The organism is Ramlibacter sp. GCM10027632, assembly GCF_042675325.1.
GTDB lineage: Bacteria > Pseudomonadota > Gammaproteobacteria > Burkholderiales > Burkholderiaceae_C > Ramlibacter.
Genome location: NZ_JBHTGW010000001.1, coordinates 693,936 through 717,536, shown reverse-complemented (window position 1 = coordinate 717,536; position 23,601 = coordinate 693,936). Strand labels below are relative to the sequence as shown.

Sequence of the window (23,601 nt, the reverse complement as noted above, 5' to 3'; positions counted from 1 at the left end):
TTCCTGTGCTGAGCCGCTTGGGAATCGCTTCCAAGCTGATGGTGGCGCCCGCCATCGTGGCGGTGCTGCTGCTGGCGTTCGGCCTGTTCAGCCACCTCAACATGATTTCCATGGAGCAGGGGTTGCAGGACCTGCTGTCCGGCGCCGTCGCGCGCGAGCGCGGCGCCCAGGAGACCGAAGCCGCGGTCAACGCGACGCATTCGGCGGCCTACCGGAGCCTGGCGCTGCTCAATCTCAAGAGCGCCAAGGCCCGCGAGTCGGCCGAGGAGCTGATGGCCCGCCAGCTGAACGAGCTGGCGGAAGTCGGCCGCTCGCTGGCCGCCGCGCCGGATGCGGCGGTGCGCGGCCTCGGCCCCAAGGTCGAGGCCTATGACAAGGCCGTGCGCGACGCCTATGACTCGGCGACGTCCGACACCAACCTCGGCGCGATGATGATGCAGGACGCCGACAAGGTCTACGACGAGCTGGTCCAGTCGCTGCAGGCGGTTTCCACCGCCAGCCGCATCGCCTTCACCAGCGGCCAGTCCCGCCTGAACGAGCGCGTGGTGTTCCTGCAATCCGTGCAGGCGGCGGCCCTGCTCGCGGCCGTGGTCGTGAGCCTGGTCCTGGCGTTCGTGGCCGGGCGCGCCATCTCCCGGCCGCTCAAGCGCATGCAGCAGCGCATCGGCGAGATCGAGCGCCGCGCCGACTTCTCCCTGCGGGTCGATGCCCCGGGCGGCGACGAGGTGGCCAGCGCCGCCCGTTCGCTCAACGGACTTCTCGATTCCCTGCAGAACGCGGTGCGTGAAGTCAGCCAGGTCTCGACCGCGCTGGCGGCGGGCGAGTTCGGCGCCCGGGTGCAGGCGCCGCTGGCCGGCGACCTGGCCACGCTCAAGGACGCCGTCAACACCTCGGCCGACACCATCCAGGCCACGATCGCCAGCCTCAACCAGGCGATGCAGGCGCTGCAGAACGGCGAGTTTGCCGCCCGGGTCGAGGCGGACGCGCGCGGCGAGTACCGGCGCGCGATCCAGCAGGCCGTGGCGGCGATGCAGGCCCTGCGCGGGATGATCGGCGACATCGGCCGCGTGATGGCCGGCGTGGCGGGCGGCGAGCTGGGCCTGCGGGTGACGGCCCAGGGCCAGGGCGACCTGCGGGTCCTCAAGGACGACATCAACCGGTCGCTCGATGCCATGGCCCAGGCCATGCAGGTGATCCACCAGAACACCCGCCAGGTCGCCGCGGCCTCGCAGGAGTCGAACCGGGCCATCACCCAGATCTCCGAAGGCGTCATGAACCAGACCCATGCGGTCGGGCAGGTCGCCGCGGCGGTGCGCCAGACCGCGGCCTCCATCGCCGATGTGTCACGCAACACCGAGGTGGCCAGCCAGCAGTCCAAGGCCTCGGTGTCCATCGTCCGCGAAGGCATGGGCAAGATCGACCACATGGTCGAGGTCGTCAACAGCATTGCTGCCAACTCCGAGAAGATCACCCGGATCACCGAGGTGATCGAGAAGATCGCCAACAAGACCAACCTGCTGTCGCTGAACGCCGCCATCGAGGCGGCGCGGGCCGGCGAGCAGGGCAAGGGCTTCGCGGTCGTGGCCGACGAGGTCGGCAAGCTCGCCGTCAACAGCGCCGAGAGCTCCCAGGAGATCGCCACGCTGGTCCAGCAGGCCGTGGCCGACACCCGGCGGGCGGTGGTGGCCGTGCGCAACGTGAGCGACGACATGCGCCTCATCGAGGACGGTTCGCGGCAGACCGACGAGATGCTCCAGCGGATATCTGCGGCGCTCGAGGAGCAGAGCGCGGCGGTCGAGGAGATCAATTCCAACCTCGGCAGCGTCGACGGCATCGCGCGCAGCAACGCCGCCGCGTCCGAGCAGATTGCCGGCAGCATGACGGAGCTGGCCAAGATCGCCGACTCCACCCGGCGAGAGGTCGAGCGCTTCCAGGTCTGACGACCCGTCGCGCCTGCGGCCGTGGTGCGCGCGCGGCACGGTGCGGCATGCTTCGGGCCTGGCGGCACGGAGTCCCTCCGTGCCGGCGCCGTCCCCTTCCATTCATCCTGGTCGATCGCTACGCTACAGTAGCGGCCGCGGCGGAGGTCGTCCGCTGCGGTGGATGCGCCGGCCGCCCTGACCCCGCATCCGTATTCCGAAGATCGATGAGGACGACCGCCACCCTCTCCGCCAAGCTCATGCGCATTGGCGCCGCGCTCCTCGTCGTGGCGCTGGTCTCGATCGGCCTGACGCTGTGGGTCACCTGGCGGCTGAGCGGCGGGGCCGCGGCCCTGAACGAGGCCGGCCGGATGCGCATGCAGACGTGGCGCCTGGTCAGTGCCGTGCAGGCCCGCGAGGGCGAGGTGCCGGCCCTGGTGCGCGAGTTCGACGGCAGCATCCGCCTGCTGCGGCAGGGCGATGCCACCCGGCCGCTGTTCGTGCCCTGGGATCCCCAGGTCCGGGCCCGGTATGCCGAGGTGGAGGCCGCCTGGGCGGGGCACCGGGCCCTGCTGGCCGAGCGGGGCGATGTCGCGCCCGACCGGCTGGTGCGCTCGGCCGAATCCTTCCTCGTCGTGATCGACCGCTTCGTGCTGGCGATCGAGCAGCAGCTGGCCTCGCTCACCGCCGTCCTGAACATGTTCCAGTTCGTCATGATGGCCCTGGCCATCGGCGGCGCGGTGATCATGCTCTACACCGGCTACCACTACGTCATCCACCCGCTGGGGCAGCTGCGCGACGCGCTGCGCCGGCTCGAGTCGGCCGAGTTCTCGGCGCGGGTGGAGGTGGCCTCCAACGACGAGTTCGGCCAGGTGGCCCAGGGCTTCAACCGCATGGCCGCCACCCTGCAGTCGCTCTACGGCGACCTGGAAGGGCAGGTCGCCGCCAAGACCCAGCGCATCGCCGCGCAGAAGGAGCGGCTGGAGGCCCTCTACCGGGTCAGCGCCTTCCTGTCCCAGGCCGGCACCCTGCACGAGCTGACCCAGGGCTTCGCGGCCCAGGTGCGCGAGCTGCTCAAGGCCGACGCGGTCGCCCTGCGCTGGGCCGGCGACGACCCGTCCAAGTTCCTGGTGCTCGGCTCCGACCAGTTCCCGCTGGACATGAAGGAGGACGAGAAGTGCCTGCGCGCCGGCGTCTGCGCCTGCGGCAACGCCCGCACCGAGGGCCGCACCCGCGTGATCCCGATCCGCAACAGCGAGGCCGCCCCGCTGCAGCACTGCACCCGGATCGGCTTCGAGACCCTGGTGTCGGTGCCGGTCCGCTTGCAGAGCAAGGTGCTGGGCGAGATCGACCTGTTCTACCGCCGCGAGGTCCGGCTGGCCGTGGAGGAGATGGAGCTGGTCGATGCGCTGGCCAGCCACCTGGCCAGCGCGGTCGAGGGCATGCGCGTCGCCGCGCTGGAGCGGGAGGCCACGATTTCCGGCGAGCGCGCCCTGCTGGCGCGGGGGCTGCACGACTCGATCGCGCAGTCGCTGGCCTTCCTGAAGATCCAGGTGGGGCTGCTCAAGGGCGCCATGGCCAGGGGCGATGCCGCCAAGACCGCGAGCGCGCTGGACGAGCTGGACCAGGGGATCAAGGAGAGCATGGCCGACGTGCGCGAGCTGCTGGTGCATTTCCGCACCCGGGCGCAGGGCGACGACATCGAGGCCGCGGTGCAGGAGACCCTGCAGAAATTCCACCAGCAGACCGGCCTGGAGGTGCAGCGCGTGGTGCGCGGCGACGGCCTGCCGCTGGCGCAGGACGTGCAGATCCAGGTGCTGCACGTGCTGCAGGAGGCGCTGTCCAACGTGCGCAAGCATGCCCAGGCGCGGCGCGTGACCATCGAGATCCACAAGGGCGACCGCTGGCGCTTCGTCGTCGCCGACGACGGCCGCGGCTTCGACGCCGCCGCCGAGCGCACCCAGATGCACGTGGGCCTGAAGATCATGCAGGAGCGCGCCGCCCACATCGGCGCCACCGTCGCCATCGACTCCCGGCCGGGCGAGGGCACCCGCGTGAGCCTGGCCGTGCCCTCCACCCCCCTGCCGGGCAGCGCGACGGCGGCCATGCCGGCGGCGGCCGAGATTTCCCCGACGACATGAGCGACCCGATCCGACTGATGGTGGTGGACGACCACACCCTGTTCCGGCGCGGCCTGACCGCGCTGCTGTCCCAGGACGACCGCTTCGAGGTGGTCGGCCAGGCCGGCGACGTCAGCGAGGCCTGGCGCCTGCTGAATGCCGAGTGCCCCGACGTGATGCTGCTGGACAACCACCTGCCCGGCGTCAACGGCGTGGACGCGATCATCTCGCTGAAGCAGACCTTCCCCGACCTGCGGGTCATGATGCTGACGGTGAGCGAGGACGAGCACGATCTCGCCCGCGCCCTGCAGAACGGCGCCGACGGTTACCTGCTCAAGACCGCCGAGACCGACCACCTGTGCGATGCCATCGTCTCGGTCTTCAACGGCCAGTCGGTGATCAGCCCGAACATGATGGGCAAATTGGTGGCGGCCTTGCGCCAGCCCGCGGCTGCGCCGGACGCTGCGGCGTCCGCGGCCGAGGCGGCCCCCGCCGGCGCCGGGAAGGTCCAGGTGCTGGACAAGCTCTCGCCGCGCGAGCGCGAGATCTTCCTGCTGGTGGCGCGCAGCCTGAGCAACAAGCAGATCGCCCGCGACCTCGACATCGCCGAGACCACGGTGAAGATCCACATCCAGCACATCTTCAGGAAGCTGGGCCTGTCGTCGCGGGTCCAGATCGCGGTCTTCGCCGCCAGCAGCGGCCTGGCTTGATCCAGGTCAAGCGACCTACTACCAAGGAACGAGGGGGCGGCCCGCGCCATCCTCCTTCTGCCGGGCGCCGCATACCCATCCGGTGAATACCCAGTAACTCATCCGCCGGCCAGACTCATGCCCATCTGATGGAGATGGACATGACGACTGAGTTGTCGAAGCAGCGCAAGGCCTGGTCTGTGCTCATCGTGAGCACCTGGGCCTTCACCGTGTGCTTCATGGTGTGGATGATGTTCGGCGTGATCGGGATCCCGATCAAGAAGATGCTGGGCCTGAACGCCACCGAGTTCGGCCTGCTGACCGCCACGCCGGTGCTCACCGGCTCCCTGATCCGCCTGCCCCTGGGCATCTGGACCGACCGCTTCGGCGGCCGCATCGTGATGGCCGTGCTGATGGCCGCCACCGTGCCGGCCATCTGGCTGATGGCCTATGCCACCGAGTTCTGGCAGTTCCTGGTGATCGGCCTGTTCGTCGGCCTGGCCGGCGGCAGCTTCTCGGTGGGCACGCCCTACGTGGCCCGCTGGTTCCCGAAGAACAAGCAGGGCCTGGCCATGGGCGTGTACGGCGCCGGCAACTCCGGCTCGGCCGTGAACAAGTTCATCGCGCCGGTGATCCTGGTCGGCTTCGGCTGGGCCATGGTGCCCCAGGTCTACGCCGCGATCATGGCCGGCACGGTGGTGCTGTTCTGGCTGTTCAGCCACACCGACCCGGCCCACCAGGTGCCCAGCACGGTCACCTTCCGCCAGCAGCTCAAGGCCCTGAAGGACCCCCGCGTCCTCAAGTACTGCCAGTACTACAGCATCGTGTTCGGCGGCTACGTGGCCCTGGCGCTGTGGATGGTGCAGTACTACATCGGCGAGTACGGCCTGGACATCCGCGTCGCGGCCCTGCTGGCTGCCTGCTTCTCCCTGCCCGGCGGCGTGCTGCGCGCGGTCGGCGGCTGGCTGAGCGACAAGTTCGGCGCCCATGCCGTGACCTGGTGGGTGCTGTGGGTGAGCTGGATCTGCCTGTTCCTGCTGTCCTACCCGCAGACCGACTTCACCATCCAGACCGTCAACGGCCCGCGCACCTTCTCCATCGGCCTGAACGTCTACGCCTTCACCGCCCTGATGGCCATCCTGGGCGTCGCCTGGGCCTTCGGCAAGGCCAGCGTCTTCAAGTACATCGCCGACGACTACCCGACCAACATCGGCGCCATCAGCGGCATCGTCGGCCTGGCCGGCGGCCTGGGCGGCTTCGTCCTGCCGATCCTGTTCGGCGCCCTGATGGACCTCACCGGCATCCGCAGCAGCGCCTTCATGTTGCTGTACGGCGTGGTCTGGGTCTCCCTGATCTGGATGTACCGCACCGAAGTGCGCCGCGCCGACGTGCTGCATTCCCCCGCCTGAGCCCGTCCGGCCGAGCCCCCCCTGTCCCAAGAGGCTTCCCATGAAGAACCCGACCCATTCCCCTGACCGGGGCGCCGACATCAGCGACTGGCGCCCCGAGGACGATGCCTTCTGGCAGTCCACCGGCCGCCAGGTCGCCTACCGCAACCTCTGGATCTCCGTCCCAGCCCTGCTGTGCGGCTTCGCCGTCTGGGGCATGTGGGGGATCATCACCGTGCAGATGCTCAACCTGGGCTTCCCGTTCTCCCAGGCCGAGCTGTTCACCCTGACCGCGATCGCGGGCCTGGCCGGCGCCACCATGCGCATCCCGGCCTCCTTCCTGATCCGCCTCGCGGGCGGCCGCAACACCATCTTCCTGACGACGGCGATGCTGCTGTCGCCCGCCATCGGCACCGGCATCGCCCTGCAGCACCCCGAGTGGCCGTTGTGGGTGTTCCAGCTGATGGCGCTGTGGTCGGGCGTGGGCGGCGGCAACTTCGCCAGTTCGATGTCCAACATCGGCACCTTCTTCCCCAGGCGCCTGCAGGGCACCGCCCTGGGCCTGAACGCCGGCCTGGGCAACTTCGGCGTGACCACGATGCAGGTGGTGATCCCGCTGGTGATGACGATGCCCCTGCTGGGCGCCTTCGGCGGCGACCCGATGACGCTGGTCAAGGACAGCGGCTGGATCTTCGGCAAGATCCCCGCCGGCACCCCCACCTGGGTGCAGAACGCCGGCTTCGCCTGGGTGTTCTCGCTGGTGCCGCTGTCGGTGCTGTGCTTCTTCGGCATGAACAACCTGAAGACCGTCTCGCCCAACACCGGCGGCACCATCGCGGCCTTCCTGAAGATCGTCTGGCTGTACACCCTGGCCTTCATCCCCGCCGGCGTCGGCCTGTACCTGTACCTGCCCGCCCCCAGCGGCCTGGGCCTGCTGAACATGTGGGTGGCCATGCCCCTGATCATCGTGAGCACGCTCATGGTGATGAAGCTCACCGCGTTCGGCACGATGAAGGACAACATCGCCGCGCAGTTCGCGATCTTCCGCAACAAGCACACCTGGTCGATGACGGTGCTCTACATCGTCACCTTCGGCAGCTTCATCGGCTTCTCGATGGCCCTGCCGCTGTCGATCACCGTGATCTTCGGTTTCAGCCACGTGCCGGACGCGCAGGGCGTGATCCAGCACACGCTGAAGAACCCCAACGCCCCCTCGGCCCTGACCTATGCCTGGATCGGCCCCTTCGTGGGCGCGGCGGTGCGTCCCATCGGCGGCTGGGTGTCCGACCGCGTCGGCGGCTCCATCGTCACCCAGGTCATCTCGGCCGTGATGGTGGTGGCCTCCGCCGCCGTCGGCTACGTGATGTGGCTGGCCTACCAGTCGGCCACGCCCGAGACCTACTTCCTGGCCTTCATGGCGCTGTTCGTGGTGCTGTTCACCGCCAGCGGCATCGGCAACGGCTCGACCTTCCGCACCATCGCCGTGATCTTCGACCGCCAGCAGGCCGGTCCCGTGCTGGGCTGGACCTCGGCCGTGGCCGCCTACGGCGCGTTCGTGGCGCCGGTGGTGATCGGCCAGCAGATCAAGTCCGGCACGCCCCAGGTGGCGATGTACGGCTTCGCGGTGTTCTACGCCCTGTGCCTGCTCCTGAACGGGTGGTTCTACCTGCGCCGCGGCGCGGAGATCCACAACCCCTGATGACAACGACCGGGGCCTTCGCAGCCCCGGCACCCCTGGAGAAACCATGAGCCACTTCCTGGACCGACTGACCCATTTCTCGGCGCCCAAGGAGTCCTTTTCCGGCGGTCACGGCGTGACCCTCGGCGAGGACCGCACCTGGGAGGACGCCTACCGCAACCGCTGGGCCCATGACAAGGTCGTGCGCAGCACCCACGGCGTGAACTGCACGGGCTCCTGCTCGTGGAAGATCTACGTCAAGGGCGGCATCGTCACCTGGGAAACCCAGCAGACCGACTACCCCCGCACCCGCGCCGACCTGCCCAACCACGAGCCCCGCGGCTGCGCCCGCGGCGCCTCCTACTCCTGGTACCTGTACAGCGCCAACCGGGTGAAGTACCCGATGGTCCGCGGCCGCCTGCTGCAGCACTGGCGTGCCGCCCTGGCCGTGGCCAGGAGCCCGGTGGACGCCTGGGCCAGCATCGTCGAGAGCGAGCCGGCGCGCCGCGAGTGGCAGCAGCAGCGCGGCCTCGGCGGCTTCGTGCGCAGCACCTGGGACGAGGTCAACCAGCTGGTCGCCAGCGCCAACGTCTACACCGCCAAGAAGTACGGCCCCGACCGCATCATCGGCTTCTCGCCCATCCCCGCCATGTCCATGGTGAGCTACGCGGCCGGCAGCCGCTACCTCTCGCTCATCGGCGGCGTCTGCATGAGCTTCTACGACTGGTACTGCGACCTGCCGCCGGCCAGCCCGCAGATCTGGGGCGAGCAGACCGACGTGCCCGAGTCGGCCGACTGGTACAACTCCACCTACCTGATCGCCTGGGGCTCCAACGTGCCCCAGACCCGCACCCCCGACGCGCACTTCTTCACCGAGGTCCGCTACAAGGGCGCCAAGACGGTGGCGATCACGCCGGACTACGCCGAGATCAGCAAGCTCGCCGACCTGTGGATGCACCCCAAGCAGGGCACGGACGCGGCGATCGCCATGGCCATGGGCCACGTGATCCTCAAGGAGTTCTACTTCGACAAGCGCAGCGCGTACTTCGACGACTACGTGCGCCGCTACACCGACATGCCCAACCTGGTGCAGCTCGAGGAGCGCACCCTGCCGGACGGCCGCACCGTCGTGGTCCCGGGCCGCTACCTGCGCGCCAGCGACTTCAACGGCAAGCTCGGCCAGGACAACAACCCCGAGTGGAAGACCGTCGCCCTGGACATGGACGACAAGGTGGTCCTGCCCAACGGCTCCATCGGCTTCCGCTGGGGCGCCGAGGGCCGTGCCGACGCCGGCAAGTGGAACCTGGAGAACAAGGAGGCGCGCCACGGCGACGAGGTCAGGCTCAAGCTGAGCCTGATGGAGGGCGAGGGCAGCGCCTATGAGGTGGGCGAGGTCGCCTTCCCGTACTTCGGCGGCATCGACACGCCCAACTTCCCCTCCAACAAGCAGGATGACGTGCTGGTGCGCCAGGTGCCGGTGCGCCGCATCAAGCTGGGCAAGGCCGGCGAGGAGCGCCACGCCCTGGTGGCCACCGTGTTCGACCTCACCGTCGCCAACTACGGCGTGGCCCGCGGCCTGGCCGGCGAGAACGCCGCCACCGGCTACGACCACGACACCCCCTACACGCCCGCCTGGCAGGAGAAGATCACCGGCGTGCCGCGTGACCAGGTGGTCGCGGTGGCCCGCCAGTTCGCCGACAACGCGGACAAGACCCGGGGCAAGTCGATGGTGATCATCGGCGCGGCCATGAACCACTGGTACCACAGCGACATGAACTACCGCGGCATCATCAACATGCTGATGATGTGCGGCTGCATCGGCCAAAGCGGCGGCGGCTGGGCGCACTACGTGGGCCAGGAGAAACTGCGCCCGCAGACCGGCTGGACCGCGCTGGCCTTCGCGCTGGACTGGGTCCGCCCGCCGCGCCAGCAGAACAGCACCAGCTTCTTCTACGCCCACACCGACCAGTGGCGCTACGAGAAGCTGGGCGTGGAGGAGATCCTCTCGCCCCTGGCCGACAAGTCCAAGTTCGGCGGCAGCCTGATCGACTACAACGTGCGCGCCGAGCGCATGGGCTGGCTGCCCAGCGCGCCGCAGCTGCAGACCAACCCGATGCAGGTCGTCAGGGATGCCAACGCCGCCGGCATGGACCCGAAGGACTACGCGGTCCAGGCCCTGAAGGACGGCCGCCTGAAGATGTCCTGCGAGGACCCGGACCACCCGCTGAACTGGCCGCGCAACATGTTCGTGTGGCGCTCCAACATCCTGGGCTCCTCGGGCAAGGGCCACGAGTACTTCCTCAAGCACCTGCTGGGCACCAGCCACGGCGTGCAGGGCAAGGACCTGGGCCCCGACGAGGCCAAGCCCGCCGAAGTGGCCTGGCACGACCGCGCCCCGGAGGGCAAGCTGGACCTGCTGGTCACGCTGGACTTCCGCATGAGCACGACCTGCCTGTACTCGGACATCGTGCTGCCCACCGCCACCTGGTACGAGAAGAACGACCTCAACACCAGCGACATGCACCCCTTCATCCACCCGCTGTCGACCGCGGTGGACCCGGCGTGGCAGAGCAAGAGCGACTGGGAGATCTACAAGGGCTTCGCCAAGGCCTTCAGCGAGGTCTGCGTCGGCCACCTGGGCGTGGAGAAGGAGCTGATGCTCACGCCCCTGATGCACGACACCGCCGCCGAGCTGGCCCAGCCCTTCGAGGTGAAGGAATGGCACAAGGGCGAGTGCGACCTGGTGCCCGGCAAGACGGCGCCCCAGATCAGCGTGGTCGAGCGCGACTATCCCAACACCTACAAGCGCTTCACCGCCCTGGGCCCGCTGATGGACAAGGTCGGCAACGGCGGCAAGGGCATCGGCTGGAACACCGCCACCGAGGTCCAGCAGCTGGGCGAGCTCAATGGCGAGGTGAAGGAGGCCGGCGTGACGCAGGGCCGCCCGCGCATCGACACCGACATCGACGCCTGCGAGGTGGTGCTGCAGCTGGCCCCCGAGACCAACGGCCATGTGGCCGTGAAGGCCTGGGAGGCCCTGGGCAAGGTCACCGGCCGCGACCACACGCACCTGGCGCTGCACCGTGAGGACGAGAAGATCCGCTTCCGCGACATCCAGGCGCAGCCGCGCAAGATCATCAGCTCGCCGACCTGGTCGGGCCTGGAGAGCGAGAAGGTCTCCTACAACGCCGGCTACACCAACGTGCACGAGCTGATCCCCTGGCGCACCCTCACCGGCCGCCAGCAGTTCTACCTGGACCATCCGTGGATGCTGGCCTTCGGCGAGGGCTTCTCGAGCTACCGCCCGCCGGTGGACCTGAAGACGGTGGACGAGATGATCGACCGCCGCCCGAACGGGAACAAGGAGATCTCGCTGAACTTCATCACCCCGCACCAGAAGTGGGGCATCCACAGCACGTACAGCGACAACCTGCACATGCTGACCCTGAACCGCGGCGGCCCGGTGATCTGGCTCAGCGAGACCGACGCCAAGAGCGCGGGCATCGAGGACAACGACTGGGTGGAGCTGTTCAACACCAACGGCGCCATCGCGGCCCGCGCGGTGGTGAGCCAGCGGATCAACCCGGGCCTGGTGATGATGTACCACGCCCAGGAAAAGATCATCAACACGCCCGGCTCGGAGATCACCGGCACCCGCGGCGGCATCCACAACTCGGTGACCCGCATCGTGACCAAGCCGACCCACATGATCGGCGGCTACGCGCAATTCAGCTACGGCTTCAACTACTACGGGACCATCGGCACGAACCGTGACGAGTTCGTGGTCGTACGCAAGATGCGCAGGATCGACTGGCTCGACGGCGAAGCCGCCGCCACCACCCAGGCCTGAACCGCGAGAAGGAGATAACCATGAAAGTTCGCGCACAGATCGCGATGGTCCTGAACCTGGACAAGTGCATCGGCTGCCACACCTGCTCGGTGACCTGCAAGAACGTCTGGACCAGCCGGCCCGGCGTCGAGTACGCCTGGCTCAACAACGTCGAGACCAAGCCCGGCATCGGCTACCCGAAGGACTGGGAGAACCAGGACCGCTGGAACGGCGGCTGGACGCGCAAGGCCGACGGCAGCATCGTGCCGCGCCAGGGGGGCAAGTGGAGCCTTCTGATGAAGATCTTCTCCAACCCCAACCTGCCGCAGATCGACGACTACTACGAGCCCTTCACCTTCGACTACGACCACCTGCAGTCGTCGCCCGAGACCAAGGCCGCGCCCACCGCGCGCCCGCGCAGCCTGATCACCGGCCAGCGCATGGAGAAGATCGAGTGGGGCCCGAACTGGGAGGAGATCCTGGGCGGTGAGTTCAGCAAGCGCAGCCAGGACGCCAACCTCTCGAGCTTCGAGCAGGTCCAGAAGGACATGGTCGGCCAGTTCGAGAACACCTTCATGATGTACCTGCCGCGCCTGTGCGAGCACTGCCTCAACCCGGCGTGCGTGGCCTCCTGCCCCTCGGGCTCGATCTACAAGCGCGAGGAGGACGGCATCGTCCTGATCGACCAGGACAAGTGCCGCGGCTGGCGCATGTGCGTCTCGGGCTGCCCCTACAAGAAGATCTACTACAACTGGCAGACCGGCAAGGCCGAGAAGTGCATCTTCTGCTACCCCCGCATCGAGGCCGGCCAGCCCACCGTGTGCTCCGAGACCTGCGTGGGCCGCATCCGCTACCTGGGCGTGGTGCTGTATGACGCCGACCGCATCGCCGAGGCCGCCAGCACCGAGAACGAGCAGGACCTGTACCAGGCCCAGCTGGACATCTTCCTGGACCCCAGCGACCCGCAGGTGATCGCCCAGGCCCGCGCCGACGGCATCCCCGAGGCCTGGCTGGAGGGCGCGCGCAACAGCCCGGTCTACAAGATGGCCATCGACTGGAAGGTCGCCCTGCCGCTGCACCCCGAGTACCGCACGCTGCCCATGGTCTGGTACGTGCCGCCGCTCTCACCCATCACCGCCGCCGCCAACGCCGGCCACGTGGGCGTGCACGGCGAGCTGCCCGATGTCTCGCAGATGCGCATCCCGGTGCAGTACCTCGCCAACCTGCTCACCGCCGGCGCCACGCAGCCGGTGGTGCGCGCCCTGGAGCGCATGCTGGCCATGCGCGCCTTCCAGCGCGGCAAGCATGTCGAGGGTGTCCACAACCAGGCCGTCCTCGACCAGGTGGGCCTGAGCCAGGCCCAGGTCGAGGAGATGTACCAGGTGATGGCCATCGCCAACTACGAGGACCGCTTCGTCATCCCGAGCACGCACCGCGAGTACGCGGAGAACGCGTTCGACATCCGCGGCGGCTGCGGCTTCTCGTTCGGCAACGGCTGCTCCGACGGCGCCAGCGAGGCCAGCCTGTTCGGCGGCAAGAAGCGCCGCACCATCCCGATCCAGCCGGCCGTCTGACGCGAGGAGACACCCGATGAAACACACCCGCTACACCCTGCGCGCGCTGGCCGCCCTGCTGGCCTACCCGGATGCGCAGCGCCGCGCCCAGTGGCCCGCGCTGGTGGACGTCCTCAAGGAGGAGGGCGCACTGTCCCGTGCCCGCCTGGGCGAGCTGGAGGCGATGGTCGCCCAGCTGCGCCGCATCGACCCGCTGGAGCTGGAGTCCCGCTACGTCGAGACCTTCGACCGCGGCCGCTCCACCTGCCTGCACCTGTTCGAGCATGTGCATGGCGACTCGCGCGACCGCGGCCCGGCCATGATCGACCTGGCCCGGACCTACGGGCAGGCCGGCCTGTGCCTCGGCCCCGAGGAGCTGCCCGACCACCTGTGCGTGGTGCTGGAGTTCGCCTCCACCCAGCCGGCCGAGGTGGCCCGGTCCTTCCTCGACGAGATGGCGCACATCCTGAACGCCATCTTCAGCGCCCTGCTGCAGCGCCAGAGCCCCTACGCGGCGGTGCTCGCCGCGGTGCTGGACGCCGCCGGCCACAAGGCCCAGGCGGTGGCCATCGCTCCGGAGGAGCCGCTCGACGCGAGCTGGCAAGAGCCCGAGGCCTTCGACGGCTGCAGCAGCCGCGGGCAGTCCAGACCGGGCCAGCCCCAACCGATCCACATCGTCCGCAAGAACGCCCCGCAGGCCGGGCGTGAAGGAGTGGCAGCATGAACGCCGTCCAGCATTTCGTCTTCGGGATCTATCCCTACATCGCCCTGAGCGTCTTCCTCCTGGGAAGCCTCATCCGCTTCGACCGTGACCAGTACAGCTGGAAGAGCGACTCCTCGCAGCTGCTGCGCGCCGGCCAGCTGCGCTGGGGCAGCAACCTGTTCCACGTGGGGATCCTGTTCCTGTTCTTCGGCCACGCGGTGGGCATGCTCACGCCGCACGTCCTGTACGAGGGCTTCATCACAGCCGGCCAGAAGCAGCTGCTGGCGATGGTCTCCGGCGGCCTCTTCGGCGTGCTGGGCTTCATCGGCGTCACGCTGCTGCTGCACCGCCGCCTGAGCGACGCGCGCATCCGCGCCACCAGCAAGGCCAGCGACATCCTCCTGCTGTGGCTGCTGTGGGCGCAGTTCGCGCTGGGCCTGGCCACCATCCCGCTGTCGGCCCAGCACCTGGACGGCGGCATGATGATGAAGCTGGCCGAGTGGGCGCAGCGCATCGTCACCTTCCGCGGCGGCGCCTCCGAGCTGCTGGCCGAGGCGAGCTGGGTGTTCCGCCTGCACATGTTCCTGGGCATGACGATCTTCCTGGTCTTCCCGTTCACCCGCCTGGTGCACGTGTGGAGCGGCTTCGGCACCCTGGCCTACGTGGTGCGTCCCTACCAGGTCGTGCGCAGCCGCCGTGTCGGCATGACGCCGCGCGCGCCCCTGGGCCAGAACCGGGGGGCGTGATGGAACACATCGCACGCATCAACGGCATCGCCCTGCACGCGCCCGGCGAGGCCGTGGACGCCGAGACCCTGCGCGAGCGCGCCTACGGCGAGCTGCTGCGCCAGGAGGCGGTGCGCACCGGCCACCTGCCGGCCACGCCGGGGGACGCCGCGCCCCGGCTCGACGAGGCCGCGCAGCAGGCCATCGACCGCATGCTCGAGGCCGCCGTCACCGTGCCCGAGCCCGGTGAGCCGGAGTGCCGCCGCTACCACGACGCGAATCGCCAGTCCCTCCTGGTGGGTCAGGCCCGTCAGGTGCGGCACATCCTGTTTGCCGTCACGCCCGGCGTGAACGTGCCGGCCCTGGCGCAGCGCGCCGAGGCCACGCTGTTCGAGTTGCGCAGCCCGCAGGCCGCGCCGGGGCTGTTCGCGCAGCGCGCCGGCGAGCTGTCCAACTGCCCCAGCGGCGCCCGGGGCGGCGAGCTGGGCTGGCTGGGCCCGCAGGACTGCGCGCCGGAGCTGGCCAAGGCGCTGTTCTTCAACCAGGAGTCCAGCCAGGTGTGCGGCCTCCTGCCGCGGCTGGTGCACACCCGCTTCGGCCTGCACATCATCGACGTGCTCGCCATCGAGCCGGGCCAGCTGCCGGAGTTCGAGACGCTGCGCCCGCAGATCGCGCTGCGGCTGCAGGCGCAATCGCGCGCCACGGCGCTGCGCCAGTACATGCGCCGGCTCGCCGGCCTGGCCGACATCGAGGGCGTGGAGATCGAGGCGGCGACCTCCGAGCTGGTGCAGTGAGCCGGTCATGGCCTCGGTGAACCCGCCTTCCCCGGACGCCGGCGACGAGCTGCTGCACCGCCTGCAGCATTTCCACGCCGATTACTTCCCCCTGCACCAGCAGTCCTTCCAGGACCTGGTGGCGCAGGGCCAGCACCCGACCACCCTGTTCATCGGCTGCTCGGACTCGCGCCTGGTCCCCTACCTCCTGACCGGGGCGGGGCCGGGCGAGCTGTTCATCGTGCGCAACGTCGGCGCCCTGGTGCCGCCATACGACGGCTCGCACGGCCTGCACGGCACCACGGCGGCGATCGAGTTCGCCGTCCTGAGCCTGAAGGTCCAGCGCATCGTGGTGTGCGGGCACAGCCACTGCGGCGCCATCCGCGCCGCCTACGAGGGCGTGCCCGACGAGGCCAGGGCGCTGCGGGCCTGGCTGGAGCTCACGCGCGAGTCGCTGCTGCCGGTGCGTCCGGCGCCCGAGGTCCTGCGGCGCACCGAGCAGCGCTGCGTGGTGCTGCAGCTGGAGCGGCTGATGGACTACCCGATGGTGCGCCGCGAGGTCGAGGCCGGGCGGCTCACGCTGCATGGCTGGCACTACGTCATCGAGGACGGCGAGGTCCATGTGTTCGACGTGGCGCAGGGCGGCTTCGTCGCCGCCTCGCACGCGACGAACAGCGGCACCGGGCCCTACCTGCCGTACGTGGAGCACGACGGGCAGGTGCGCGCCGAGGCGGAATGAGCCGCGCCGGCGGCCGCGCGGGAGACAATCCACCCATGACCGACCCGATCGCGCCCGGCCTGGCCGGCGCCCCCGACGAGCGCGGCACGCCGCACGCGCCGGATGCCCCCGGCGCGCCTGGCCTGTCCGTGTCCCCGGCCGAAATGCTGATGCACGTGCAGCAGACCCGGCGCACGGTGCTGCCCAAGCGCCTGGGCGCGCCGGGCCCGGACGACGCCCAGCTGGCCTTGATGTTCCAGGCCGCGGCCACCGCGCCGGACCATGACCAGCTGCTGCCCTGGCGCTTCCTGGTGGTGCCGCCGGCGCACCGCGAGGCGCTGGGCGAGCTGTTCGCGCGGGCCCTGCGCGAGCGCGACCCGCTGGCCACCGGCGAGCAGCTGGCGCAGGCGCGCGAGAAGGCGCTGCGGGCGCCGCTGCTGATGCTGGTCATCGTGCATGCCACCTGCGGCGACGCGCAGATCGACCTGAACGAGCGCCTGCTGTCCGCGGGCTGCGCCGTCCAGAACCTGCTGCTGGCGGCCAACGCGCAGGGCTTCGATTCCTCGCTCACCAGCGGCAAGGCGCTGAAGTCGCAGGCGCTGCGCCAGGGCCTGGGGCTGGCGGCGCAGGAGCACGCCGTGTGCTTCATCAGCGTGGGCACCGCCACCGCGCGCAAGCCGGGGCCGCCGCGGCCGCCGCCGCAGCGCTTCGTCTCGCAGTGGGTGCCGGGCGGCGATCGCTGACGCCGGTGAAGGCCCAGGCGCGGGCGTGGGCGACGGCCGTCCCGCGGCCGTCTGCTCAATCCCCCAGGTCGGCTCCGCCCGCCAGCGGCGCGCGGGTGATGGCCTCGGGCCAGGTGCCGTCGGCCACCACGAAGGCCCGCTTCGACTGGTGGGCCGCTTCCTCCAGCAGCTCGGTCACCAGCTCGCGGCCGCGGGCGTCGAGCGCGGCCCAGGGCGTGTCCAGCAGCGTCAGCGCCGCGCCGCTGGCGAAGGCTGCCACCAGCAGGGCCTTGCGGCGCGTGCCGGTGGACAGCATGTACATCGCCTTGTCCTCCTGCCCGGCGAGCCCGAAGGCCTCGGCCAGGCGCGCCGCGAGGGCGGCGTCCCAGGCCGGGTGGCGGGCCTGCTGCGCCTGCAGCCACTCGGCCAGCGTGTGCTTGTCGTCGCCGCCGGTGCGCGGGTCGATCCAGAACACCGTGGCGCGCGTGCCCTCGATGCGGCCCCGCGAGGGCGCGCGCTCGCCGGCGATCATCTGCAGCACGCTGGTCTTGCCGCGCCCGTCACCCCCGCGCACCAGGTTCAGGCCCGGGCCGACGTTCAGCGACAGGCCGGTGAACACGTCGTAGCCGGGAAAGGACAGGGCGAGGTCCCGGCCCTGCAGGCCGGGGACGGTGGGCGGAGGGGAGGCGGACATGCCGACATTCTTTACCATCGGCGAAGATTCCCGCCACCCCTGGAAGCCAAGGCCCGCCGATGTCCCTGCCCCGAGACCCCAGCCCCTGGGACCACCACCACGACTGGAGCGCCGACAGCGCCGCTGCCGAGCGCGGCACCCGCCTGGTGGCCTGGATCACGGCGGCGGCCATGGTGCTGGAGATCGGCGCGGGCTGGTGGTTCAACTCGATGGCGCTGCTGGCGGATGGCTGGCACATGGGGTCGCACGTGGTGGCCATCGGCCTGTCGGCCGTGGCCTATGCCAGCGCGCGGCGCTACGCCACCGACCCGCGCTTCGCCTTCGGCACCTGGAAGGTCGAGGTGCTGGCCGGCTTCGCCAGCGCGGTGTTCCTGGTGGTGATGGCGGGGCTGATGGCGGTGGGCTCGGTGGAGCGGCTGTTCTCGCCGCAGCCGATCGACTACCGCGACGCGCTGGCCGTCGCCGTGCTGGGGCTGGGGGTGAACCTGGTCTGCGCCCGCATCCTCGGGCACGCGCATGGCCACGGGCATGGGCACGCGCATGGCGAGCATGACCCTGGCCACGGCCACGCCGGCGGGCACCACGACCTGAACCTCAAGTCCGCCTACCTGCACGTGCTGGCGGATGCCGCCACCTCGGCGCTGGCGATCGGCGCGCTGCTGGGGGGCTGGTTCCTGGGCTGGTCCTGGCTGGACCCGGTGATGGGCCTGGTCGGCGCCGTGGTGGTGGCGGTGTGGGCGCGCGGGCTGCTCGCCGAGACCGGGCGTGCGCTCCTGGACCGCGAGATGGACCACCCCGTGGTCGAGGAGATCCGCGAGGCGGTGGAGGGCGACGACCCCGCCACCCGGATCACCGACCTGCATGTCTGGCGCATCGGCCGGCATGCCTATGCCTGCGCCCTCACCGTGGTCAGCACGGACCGTGCGCTGACGGCCGCCACGGTGCGCGAACGCCTGTCCGTGCATGACGAGGTGGTGCACTCGACGATCGAGGTGCACCACGACGTGGCCGGAGGTCCCGGCTAGCCCGCGACGCTCACTTGGGCTCGAACATCACCAGCCGGCAGGGCGCCGTGCCGATGTTCTGGACCGCGTGCGAGGCAATCGGCCCCTGCACCACGGCAAAGCCGGCCGGCCGCGCCAGGTCGGAGGTCGTGCCGTTCGGCAGGAAGAACCGCAGCTGGCAGCTGTCCAGGAAGTAGCCGGCCGATTCGGGGTGGGAATGGTCCGCGTCCTTCTGGCCCGGGGCCCAGGTCACCTGGATGACGCGGTAGCGGGCGTTTTCCGCGACCACCTTGTAGACGTCCGGGGAGGCCGCGGTCGAGTGGGGGACGGCAGGGGACTGGGCCTGCGCCGCGGCGCAGCACAGGGCCAGCAGGGCGGCCGCAAGCCCGCGAGAGGGGCGGGCCAGGGACTGGATCGGCATGATGTCTCCTTCTTTGGAATGGCCGCGCCGCAGGTGCGGCGCGGTCCCATCATGCTAGCGGGAGGGCACTTGCCAGATTGATCAGGATCAACCCGGACCGTGCATCGCCCCGGCTCAGGCCCGGCGGGCCTGGATCGCCGCCTTCACCTTCTCCGGCGTGATCGGGATGCTGCGCAGGCGCGCGCCCGTGGCGTCGTAGATGGCGTTGGCGATGGCCGCCGGGATCGCGGTCGGCGTGGGCTCGCCCGCGCCCCAGGACACCTCGCCGGGCACGTTGATCATGTCCACCTCGACGCGCGGCGCGTCGGGGAAGCGCAGGATCGGGTAGGTGGCCCAGTCCACGCTGGTGACCTTGGTGCGGTCCCAGTTGACCTGCTCCATCAGCGTGCGCGAGACCGTCTGGATCACGCCGCCCTCGATCTGGTTGGCCAGGCCGTCGGGGTTGACGATCTGGCCGCAGTCGTGGCCCACGCACACCCGGGTCACGCGCACCTCGCCGGTGTCGCGGTTCACCTCCACCTCGGCGATCGCGGCCACGTAGGTCGTGGCGTTGTTGTAGCGGACATAGGAGATGCCGCGGCCGCGGCTGATGGTGGACTTCAGCGCGTCGGGGTGGATGCCCACGCGGGCCTGCCAGCCGGCGCGCTTCATGGCGGCGCGCATCACGGCGATGGCGCGCGGGTCGCTCAGGTGCTGCAGGCGGAACTCGGCCGGGTCGACCTTGGCCTCGGCGGCGAGTTCGTCCATGAACGACTCGTTGGCGAAGCTGTTCTCGATGCGGCCCGGGCTGCGCAGGTGCGCCGAGCGGAAGAAGGCCTTCTCGATGTGCCGCGTGTTGACCCGCAGGTTCGGCAGGGCGTAGGGCGCGGCCGAGTTCTGGAACAGGAAGCCCACCCAGTTGCCCGGCTTGGGCTGGCCCAGGTCGGTCGCCGCCAGCAGCGGGAAGTCCAGCGGCTTGAAGGCGACGATGTGGTTCAGGGCGATATGGAAGTCGGCGGACCAGGCCACCAGCTTGCCGCTCGCGTCGAAGCCGCCCTCCATGTCGATGGCGCGGGGGGGGCTCTTGGGCGCGCGGGCGGTCTCGTCGGCGCGCATCCACTGCACGCGCACCGGCTTGCCAATCAGCACCGAGATCAGCGCGGCGTCGGCGCTGGCGTCCTCGTGGCCGTTGCGGCCGTAGCAGCCGGAGCCGTCGAGGTACAGCACGCGGATGTCCTCGGCCTTCACGCCGGTGATGCCGGCCAGCTCGGTCTGCAGGGAGTGGGTGGCCTGCGAGGGCGACCACACGACCAGCTTGCCGTTCTTGTAGTCGGCGACCGCGCAGGACGGGCCGATCGAGGCGTGCGTCTGCACCGCGAACTCGTAGCTGGCCTTGACGCGGCGCGCCGCGGTGGCCAGGGCGGCCGGGGCGTCGCCGACCTTCTGCGTCATTTCCTCCTTGGCCAGGGGCTGCTTGCGCCAGTAGTCGAACACCGTGGCCTGGTCCGGCAGGCCGGTGCCGGCGGACCACTTGGCCTTGACCGCGCGCGCGGCCTTCACCGCGCCCCATTCGGTGCGCGAGACCACGGCCAGGAAGTTGCCCTTGCGCACGGTCTGCACGTAGCCGTTGACCTTGCGCGCGGCGCTGTCGTCCACCGATTCCAGGCTGGCGCCCAGGTCGTCGGGTCGGATCACGCGGGCGTGCAGCATGCCGGGCATGCGGAAGTCGTGGGCGTAGATGAACTCGCCCGTGACCTTCTCGGGGATGTCCACGCGCGGCACCGAGGTGCCCACCACCTTGTACTCGGACACGGGCTTGAGCGTGGCCTTGGCGTCCACCTTCAGGTCGAAGGCGCCGCCTTGCAGGAGCTGCGCGTAGGTGACCGACTTGCTGGCGTCCGCCTTGGCGCGGACCACGCCGCCGGAGGCGACGAGGTCGGCGGCCGGCACGCCCAGGCGCTGGGCCGCGCGCGCCACCAGGGCGGCGCGCGCCGTGGCGCAGGCGCGGCGCAGCTCACCGCCGCCCTGGGCGATGGTGAGGTTGGCGCCGGTGAGCCACTGGTCCGGGGTGGTGGCGGTATCGCCCATCACCATGGTGATGGCGTTGAACGGCACTTCCAGTTCCTCGGCGGCGATCTGCGCCATCGCGGTCTTGGTGCCGGTGCCCAGGTCGACCTTGCCGACGTAGACCGTGACCTTGCCGTCGCTGTGCAGCACCAGGAAGGAGTCGACCAGGTCCTTGGCCACGGCCTTGGCCGGGGGCAGGGCGGGGGCGGCGGTAGCCGCGAGGCTGGCCTCGGCGCTGAAGCCGACGACGAGGGCGGCGCCGGCGGCCTGCAGCAGGCCGCGGCGGGAGATCTGGAATTTCTCGGGAGCGTTCATGGTGTCACTCCCTTCAGGCGGCGGCCGCCGCGCGCTTGACCGCGTTGCAGATGCGCTGGTGGGTGCCGCAGCGGCACAGGTTGCCGGCCAGGGCCTCCTTGATCTGCGCCTCGCTGGGCTTGGGGTTCTTCTTCAGGAGGGCCGCGGAGGTCATGATCATGCCGTTGCAGCAGTAGCCGCACTGCACGGCCTGCTCGTCGATGAAGGCCTGCTGCAGCTTGCCGGGCGCGGCGCTGGTGCCCAGGCCTTCCAGCGTGGTCACCGCCTTGCCGCCCAGGCTGCTCACGGGCAGCAGGCAGGAGCGGGTGGCCTCGCCGTTCACGTGGACGGTGCAGGCGCCGCACTGGCCCAGGCCGCAGCCGTACTTGGGACCGTTCAGCTCGAGGTTGTCCCGCAGCACGTAGAGCAGGGGCGTGTCGGCATCGGCGTCGACGGTGCGGCGCTTGCCGTTCACATTGAGCGTGTACTTCGGCATGTCATGTCTCCTTGGTCGTTATCGGTGGTGGCCGGGCGGGTCAGTCGGCGGTGATGCCGGCGGACTTGATCACCTTGGCCCAGTACTCGGTCTCGCGCTTGACGAGGGCGTCCAGCGCCTCGGGCGGCAGGTAGCGCAGCTCCACGCCGGCGGCGGCAGCGCGGGTCTTGGTGTCCGGCTGGTCGAGCGACTGCTTCACGCTGGCCGTCAGCTTGGCGATCACGTCGGCCGGGGTGCCCGCCGGGGCGAACAGGCCCACCCAGGCTTCCAGCTCGAAGCCCTTGAGGCCGGCTTCGGCGGTGGTGGGGACGTTGGGCAGGCCGGGGTGGCGGGTCTTGCCGGTCACGGCGAAGGCCTTGAGCTTGCCGGACTGCACGTGCTGCATCACCGAGGGCGGCGTGGTCATGAACACCTGGACCTGGCCGGACAGCACGTCCTGGATGGCCGGGCCCGAGCCGCGGTAGGGGATGTGGACCATGCTGGTGCCGGTCTGCGACTTCAGCATCTCGGTGCCGATGTGCGAGAGCGAGCCGTTGCCCTGCGAGGCGTAGCTGATCCGGCCGGGGTTCTTCTTCAGGTAGGCGATGAACTCCTGCAGGTTGTTCGCCGGCACCGAGGGGTGGGCCGCGATCACGTTGGTGGCGGCGGTCAGCAGGGCCACCGGCACCAGGTCCTTCTGCGCCCAGGGCAGCTTGGGCGTGAGCGAGGGGTTGCCCACGTGGTAGGCGGAGTAGGAGATCAGCAGGGTGTAGCCGTCGGCCGCGGAGCGGGCGACATGGCCGTACGCCACGTTGCCGCTGCCGCCGGCGCGGTTGTCCACCACCACGGTGCCATTGAGCACCTTGGCCAGCGGGTCGGACAGCAGGCGGGCGGAGGTGTCCACCACGCCGCCGGGCGGGTTGGGCACGACCAGGGTCACGGGCTTGGTGGGGTAGCCCTGGGCCTGGGCCAGCGTGCCCAGGAGGGCGGCGGCGCTGGCCACGAGGGCGCTGCGCAGGAACGGACGACGGTTCATGAATGTCTCCTTTGTAATCCGGGTGATCGGGGTGATCGGGCGGGAAGGGTCAGTAGCGGCCCGAGAGCAGGGCGCCGGCATCGGGTACGCGGCGCTCCAGGCCCAGGTGCCTGAGCAGCGACCAGGTGGTGCACACCGCGCTGGACACGACCGGCAGGCCGCTGGCCTGCTCGATCATGGGGACCGAGGCCAGCGAGGGCATCTGCACGCAGGCCGAGGCGACGATGGCGTCCACCCCGGTCAGGTCCAGCTGCTTCCAGAGTTCGGCCGGGGCGCGCGGGTCGCGGGCGCCGACGGCGAGGTTGTCGTGGATCTCGAGCGAGACGCTGTCGGCGACTTCGATGCCTTCGTTCTGGATGTAGTCGATGACGAGCTTCGTCAGCGGCTTCATGTAGGGGGCGATGATGGCCACGCGCTTGGCGCCGATCGCCTGCAGGCCTTCCACCAGCGCGCCGGCGCTGGTGGTGACCGGGGCGGCGCCGCCGTTCTTCGCGGCCACGCCGGCCAGGCGGGCCTGGGACTCGCGGTGGTAGCCCAGGCCCATGCTCATGATGGCCACCAGGCAGGCATAGCCCATGACATCCATGCGGGCGTCGGACAGCTCCAGGGCGCAGCGGTCGGAGTCGCGGTCCATGGCGGCAAGCTGCTCCTTCGTGACCTCCATCATGCGCATGCGGCTGGAGTGGAAGGTGAAGCGCTCCGGCAGCATCTGCTCGCGGGCGCGCAGCATGGCCGGGATCTCGGTCTCCATCGTGGTGTTGGAGCTGGGGACGATGAGTCCCACGCGGTAGGAACGGGTCTGGGCGGTCATTCG

At 70.1% G+C, this 23,601-nt stretch carries 19 protein-coding genes; 13 read left to right on the top strand and 6 right to left on the bottom strand.

Translation table 11 applies throughout. From position 1 onward, the window contains the following. Positions 1 to 17 precede the first annotated feature (17 nt). The 12 genes from ACFQZY_RS03225 to ACFQZY_RS03170 all read left to right on the top strand — a co-directional run bounded on the left by ACFQZY_RS03225 (position 18) and on the right by ACFQZY_RS03170 (position 16,838). Positions 18 to 1,940, top strand: a complete 1,923-nt coding sequence (locus ACFQZY_RS03225; protein ID WP_377412505.1) for a methyl-accepting chemotaxis protein — start codon at positions 18 to 20, stop codon at positions 1,938 to 1,940. Positions 1,941 to 2,146: 206 nt separating this feature from the next. Beyond that, positions 2,147 to 4,060 carry a type IV pili methyl-accepting chemotaxis transducer N-terminal domain-containing protein gene (locus ACFQZY_RS03220; RefSeq protein ID WP_377412502.1) on the top strand — a complete coding sequence of 638 codons (1,914 nt, stop codon included), beginning with the start codon at positions 2,147 to 2,149 and terminating at the stop codon, positions 4,058 to 4,060. Next, positions 4,057 to 4,749: a response regulator gene (locus ACFQZY_RS03215; protein ID WP_377412499.1), complete on the top strand. Its 693-nt coding sequence runs from the start codon at positions 4,057 to 4,059 to the stop codon at positions 4,747 to 4,749. The genes ACFQZY_RS03220 and ACFQZY_RS03215 overlap by 4 nt, the downstream gene beginning before the upstream one ends. Positions 4,750 to 4,889: 140 nt before the next feature. Beyond that, a complete protein-coding gene (locus tag ACFQZY_RS03210) occupies positions 4,890 to 6,137 on the top strand; it encodes a nitrate/nitrite transporter (protein ID WP_377412497.1) in 1,248 nt (415 codons plus the stop codon). Between the two features lie 40 nt (positions 6,138 to 6,177). Then, a complete protein-coding gene (locus ACFQZY_RS03205; RefSeq protein WP_377412495.1) occupies positions 6,178 to 7,815 on the top strand; it encodes an MFS transporter in 1,638 nt (545 codons plus the stop codon). A gap of 46 nt (positions 7,816 to 7,861) precedes the next feature. Next, a complete protein-coding gene (locus tag ACFQZY_RS03200) occupies positions 7,862 to 11,644 on the top strand; it encodes a nitrate reductase subunit alpha (protein WP_377412493.1) in 3,783 nt (1,260 codons plus the stop codon). A 20-nt stretch (positions 11,645 to 11,664) separates the two neighbouring features. Next, complete coding sequence (gene narH, locus ACFQZY_RS03195) at positions 11,665 to 13,197, top strand: nitrate reductase subunit beta (RefSeq protein ID WP_377412491.1); 1,533 nt, start codon at positions 11,665 to 11,667, stop codon at positions 13,195 to 13,197. A 16-nt stretch (positions 13,198 to 13,213) separates the two neighbouring features. Further along, positions 13,214 to 13,900 (top strand): nitrate reductase molybdenum cofactor assembly chaperone, encoded by a 687-nt coding sequence (gene narJ, locus ACFQZY_RS03190; protein ID WP_377412488.1) that lies wholly within the window; start codon positions 13,214 to 13,216, stop codon positions 13,898 to 13,900. Further along, a complete protein-coding gene (gene narI, locus ACFQZY_RS03185; RefSeq protein ID WP_377412486.1) occupies positions 13,897 to 14,625 on the top strand; it encodes a respiratory nitrate reductase subunit gamma in 729 nt (242 codons plus the stop codon). Before narJ ends, narI begins: the two co-directional genes overlap by 4 nt. Further along, on the top strand, positions 14,625 to 15,398 hold the full coding sequence (locus tag ACFQZY_RS03180; RefSeq protein ID WP_377412484.1) for a peptidylprolyl isomerase: 774 nt from the start codon (positions 14,625 to 14,627) through the stop codon (positions 15,396 to 15,398). The genes narI and ACFQZY_RS03180 overlap by 1 nt, the downstream gene beginning before the upstream one ends. Positions 15,399 to 15,405: 7 nt before the next feature. Then, positions 15,406 to 16,116: a carbonic anhydrase gene (locus ACFQZY_RS03175; protein ID WP_377412482.1), complete on the top strand. Its 711-nt coding sequence runs from the start codon at positions 15,406 to 15,408 to the stop codon at positions 16,114 to 16,116. Between the two features lie 35 nt (positions 16,117 to 16,151). Further along, positions 16,152 to 16,838: a nitroreductase gene (locus tag ACFQZY_RS03170; RefSeq protein ID WP_377412480.1), complete on the top strand. Its 687-nt coding sequence runs from the start codon at positions 16,152 to 16,154 to the stop codon at positions 16,836 to 16,838. Between the two features lie 55 nt (positions 16,839 to 16,893). Here ACFQZY_RS03170 and ACFQZY_RS03165 read toward each other — a convergent pair whose 3' ends face one another. Continuing rightward, the gene (locus ACFQZY_RS03165) at positions 16,894 to 17,511 is read right to left on the bottom strand and encodes an ATP-binding cassette domain-containing protein (protein ID WP_377412478.1); all 618 of its coding nucleotides are present in this window, start codon (positions 17,509 to 17,511) and stop codon (positions 16,894 to 16,896) included. Positions 17,512 to 17,570: 59 nt separating this feature from the next. Between ACFQZY_RS03165 and dmeF the strand changes: the two genes are divergently transcribed. After that, positions 17,571 to 18,536 carry a CDF family Co(II)/Ni(II) efflux transporter DmeF gene (gene dmeF, locus ACFQZY_RS03160; protein ID WP_377412475.1) on the top strand — a complete coding sequence of 322 codons (966 nt, stop codon included), beginning with the start codon at positions 17,571 to 17,573 and terminating at the stop codon, positions 18,534 to 18,536. Positions 18,537 to 18,546: 10 nt separating this feature from the next. Here the strand turns inward: dmeF and ACFQZY_RS03155 are convergent, their stop codons facing one another. From ACFQZY_RS03155 to ACFQZY_RS03135, 5 genes are all read right to left on the bottom strand, one after another. Continuing rightward, positions 18,547 to 18,936 carry a hypothetical protein gene (locus tag ACFQZY_RS03155; protein ID WP_377412473.1) on the bottom strand — a complete coding sequence of 130 codons (390 nt, stop codon included), beginning with the start codon at positions 18,934 to 18,936 and terminating at the stop codon, positions 18,547 to 18,549. A 114-nt stretch (positions 18,937 to 19,050) separates the two neighbouring features. Further along, positions 19,051 to 21,297 carry a molybdopterin cofactor-binding domain-containing protein gene (locus ACFQZY_RS03150; protein WP_377412471.1) on the bottom strand — a complete coding sequence of 749 codons (2,247 nt, stop codon included), beginning with the start codon at positions 21,295 to 21,297 and terminating at the stop codon, positions 19,051 to 19,053. A 13-nt stretch (positions 21,298 to 21,310) separates the two neighbouring features. Next, a complete protein-coding gene (locus ACFQZY_RS03145) occupies positions 21,311 to 21,772 on the bottom strand; it encodes a (2Fe-2S)-binding protein (RefSeq protein ID WP_377412469.1) in 462 nt (153 codons plus the stop codon). A gap of 40 nt (positions 21,773 to 21,812) precedes the next feature. Beyond that, positions 21,813 to 22,787, bottom strand: coding sequence for a Bug family tripartite tricarboxylate transporter substrate binding protein (locus ACFQZY_RS03140; protein ID WP_377412467.1), 975 nt, complete (start codon positions 22,785 to 22,787; stop codon positions 21,813 to 21,815). Positions 22,788 to 22,836: 49 nt separating this feature from the next. Then, positions 22,837 to 23,598 (bottom strand): Asp/Glu racemase, encoded by a 762-nt coding sequence (locus ACFQZY_RS03135; RefSeq protein ID WP_377412465.1) that lies wholly within the window; start codon positions 23,596 to 23,598, stop codon positions 22,837 to 22,839. Positions 23,599 to 23,601: the final 3 nt, after the last annotated feature.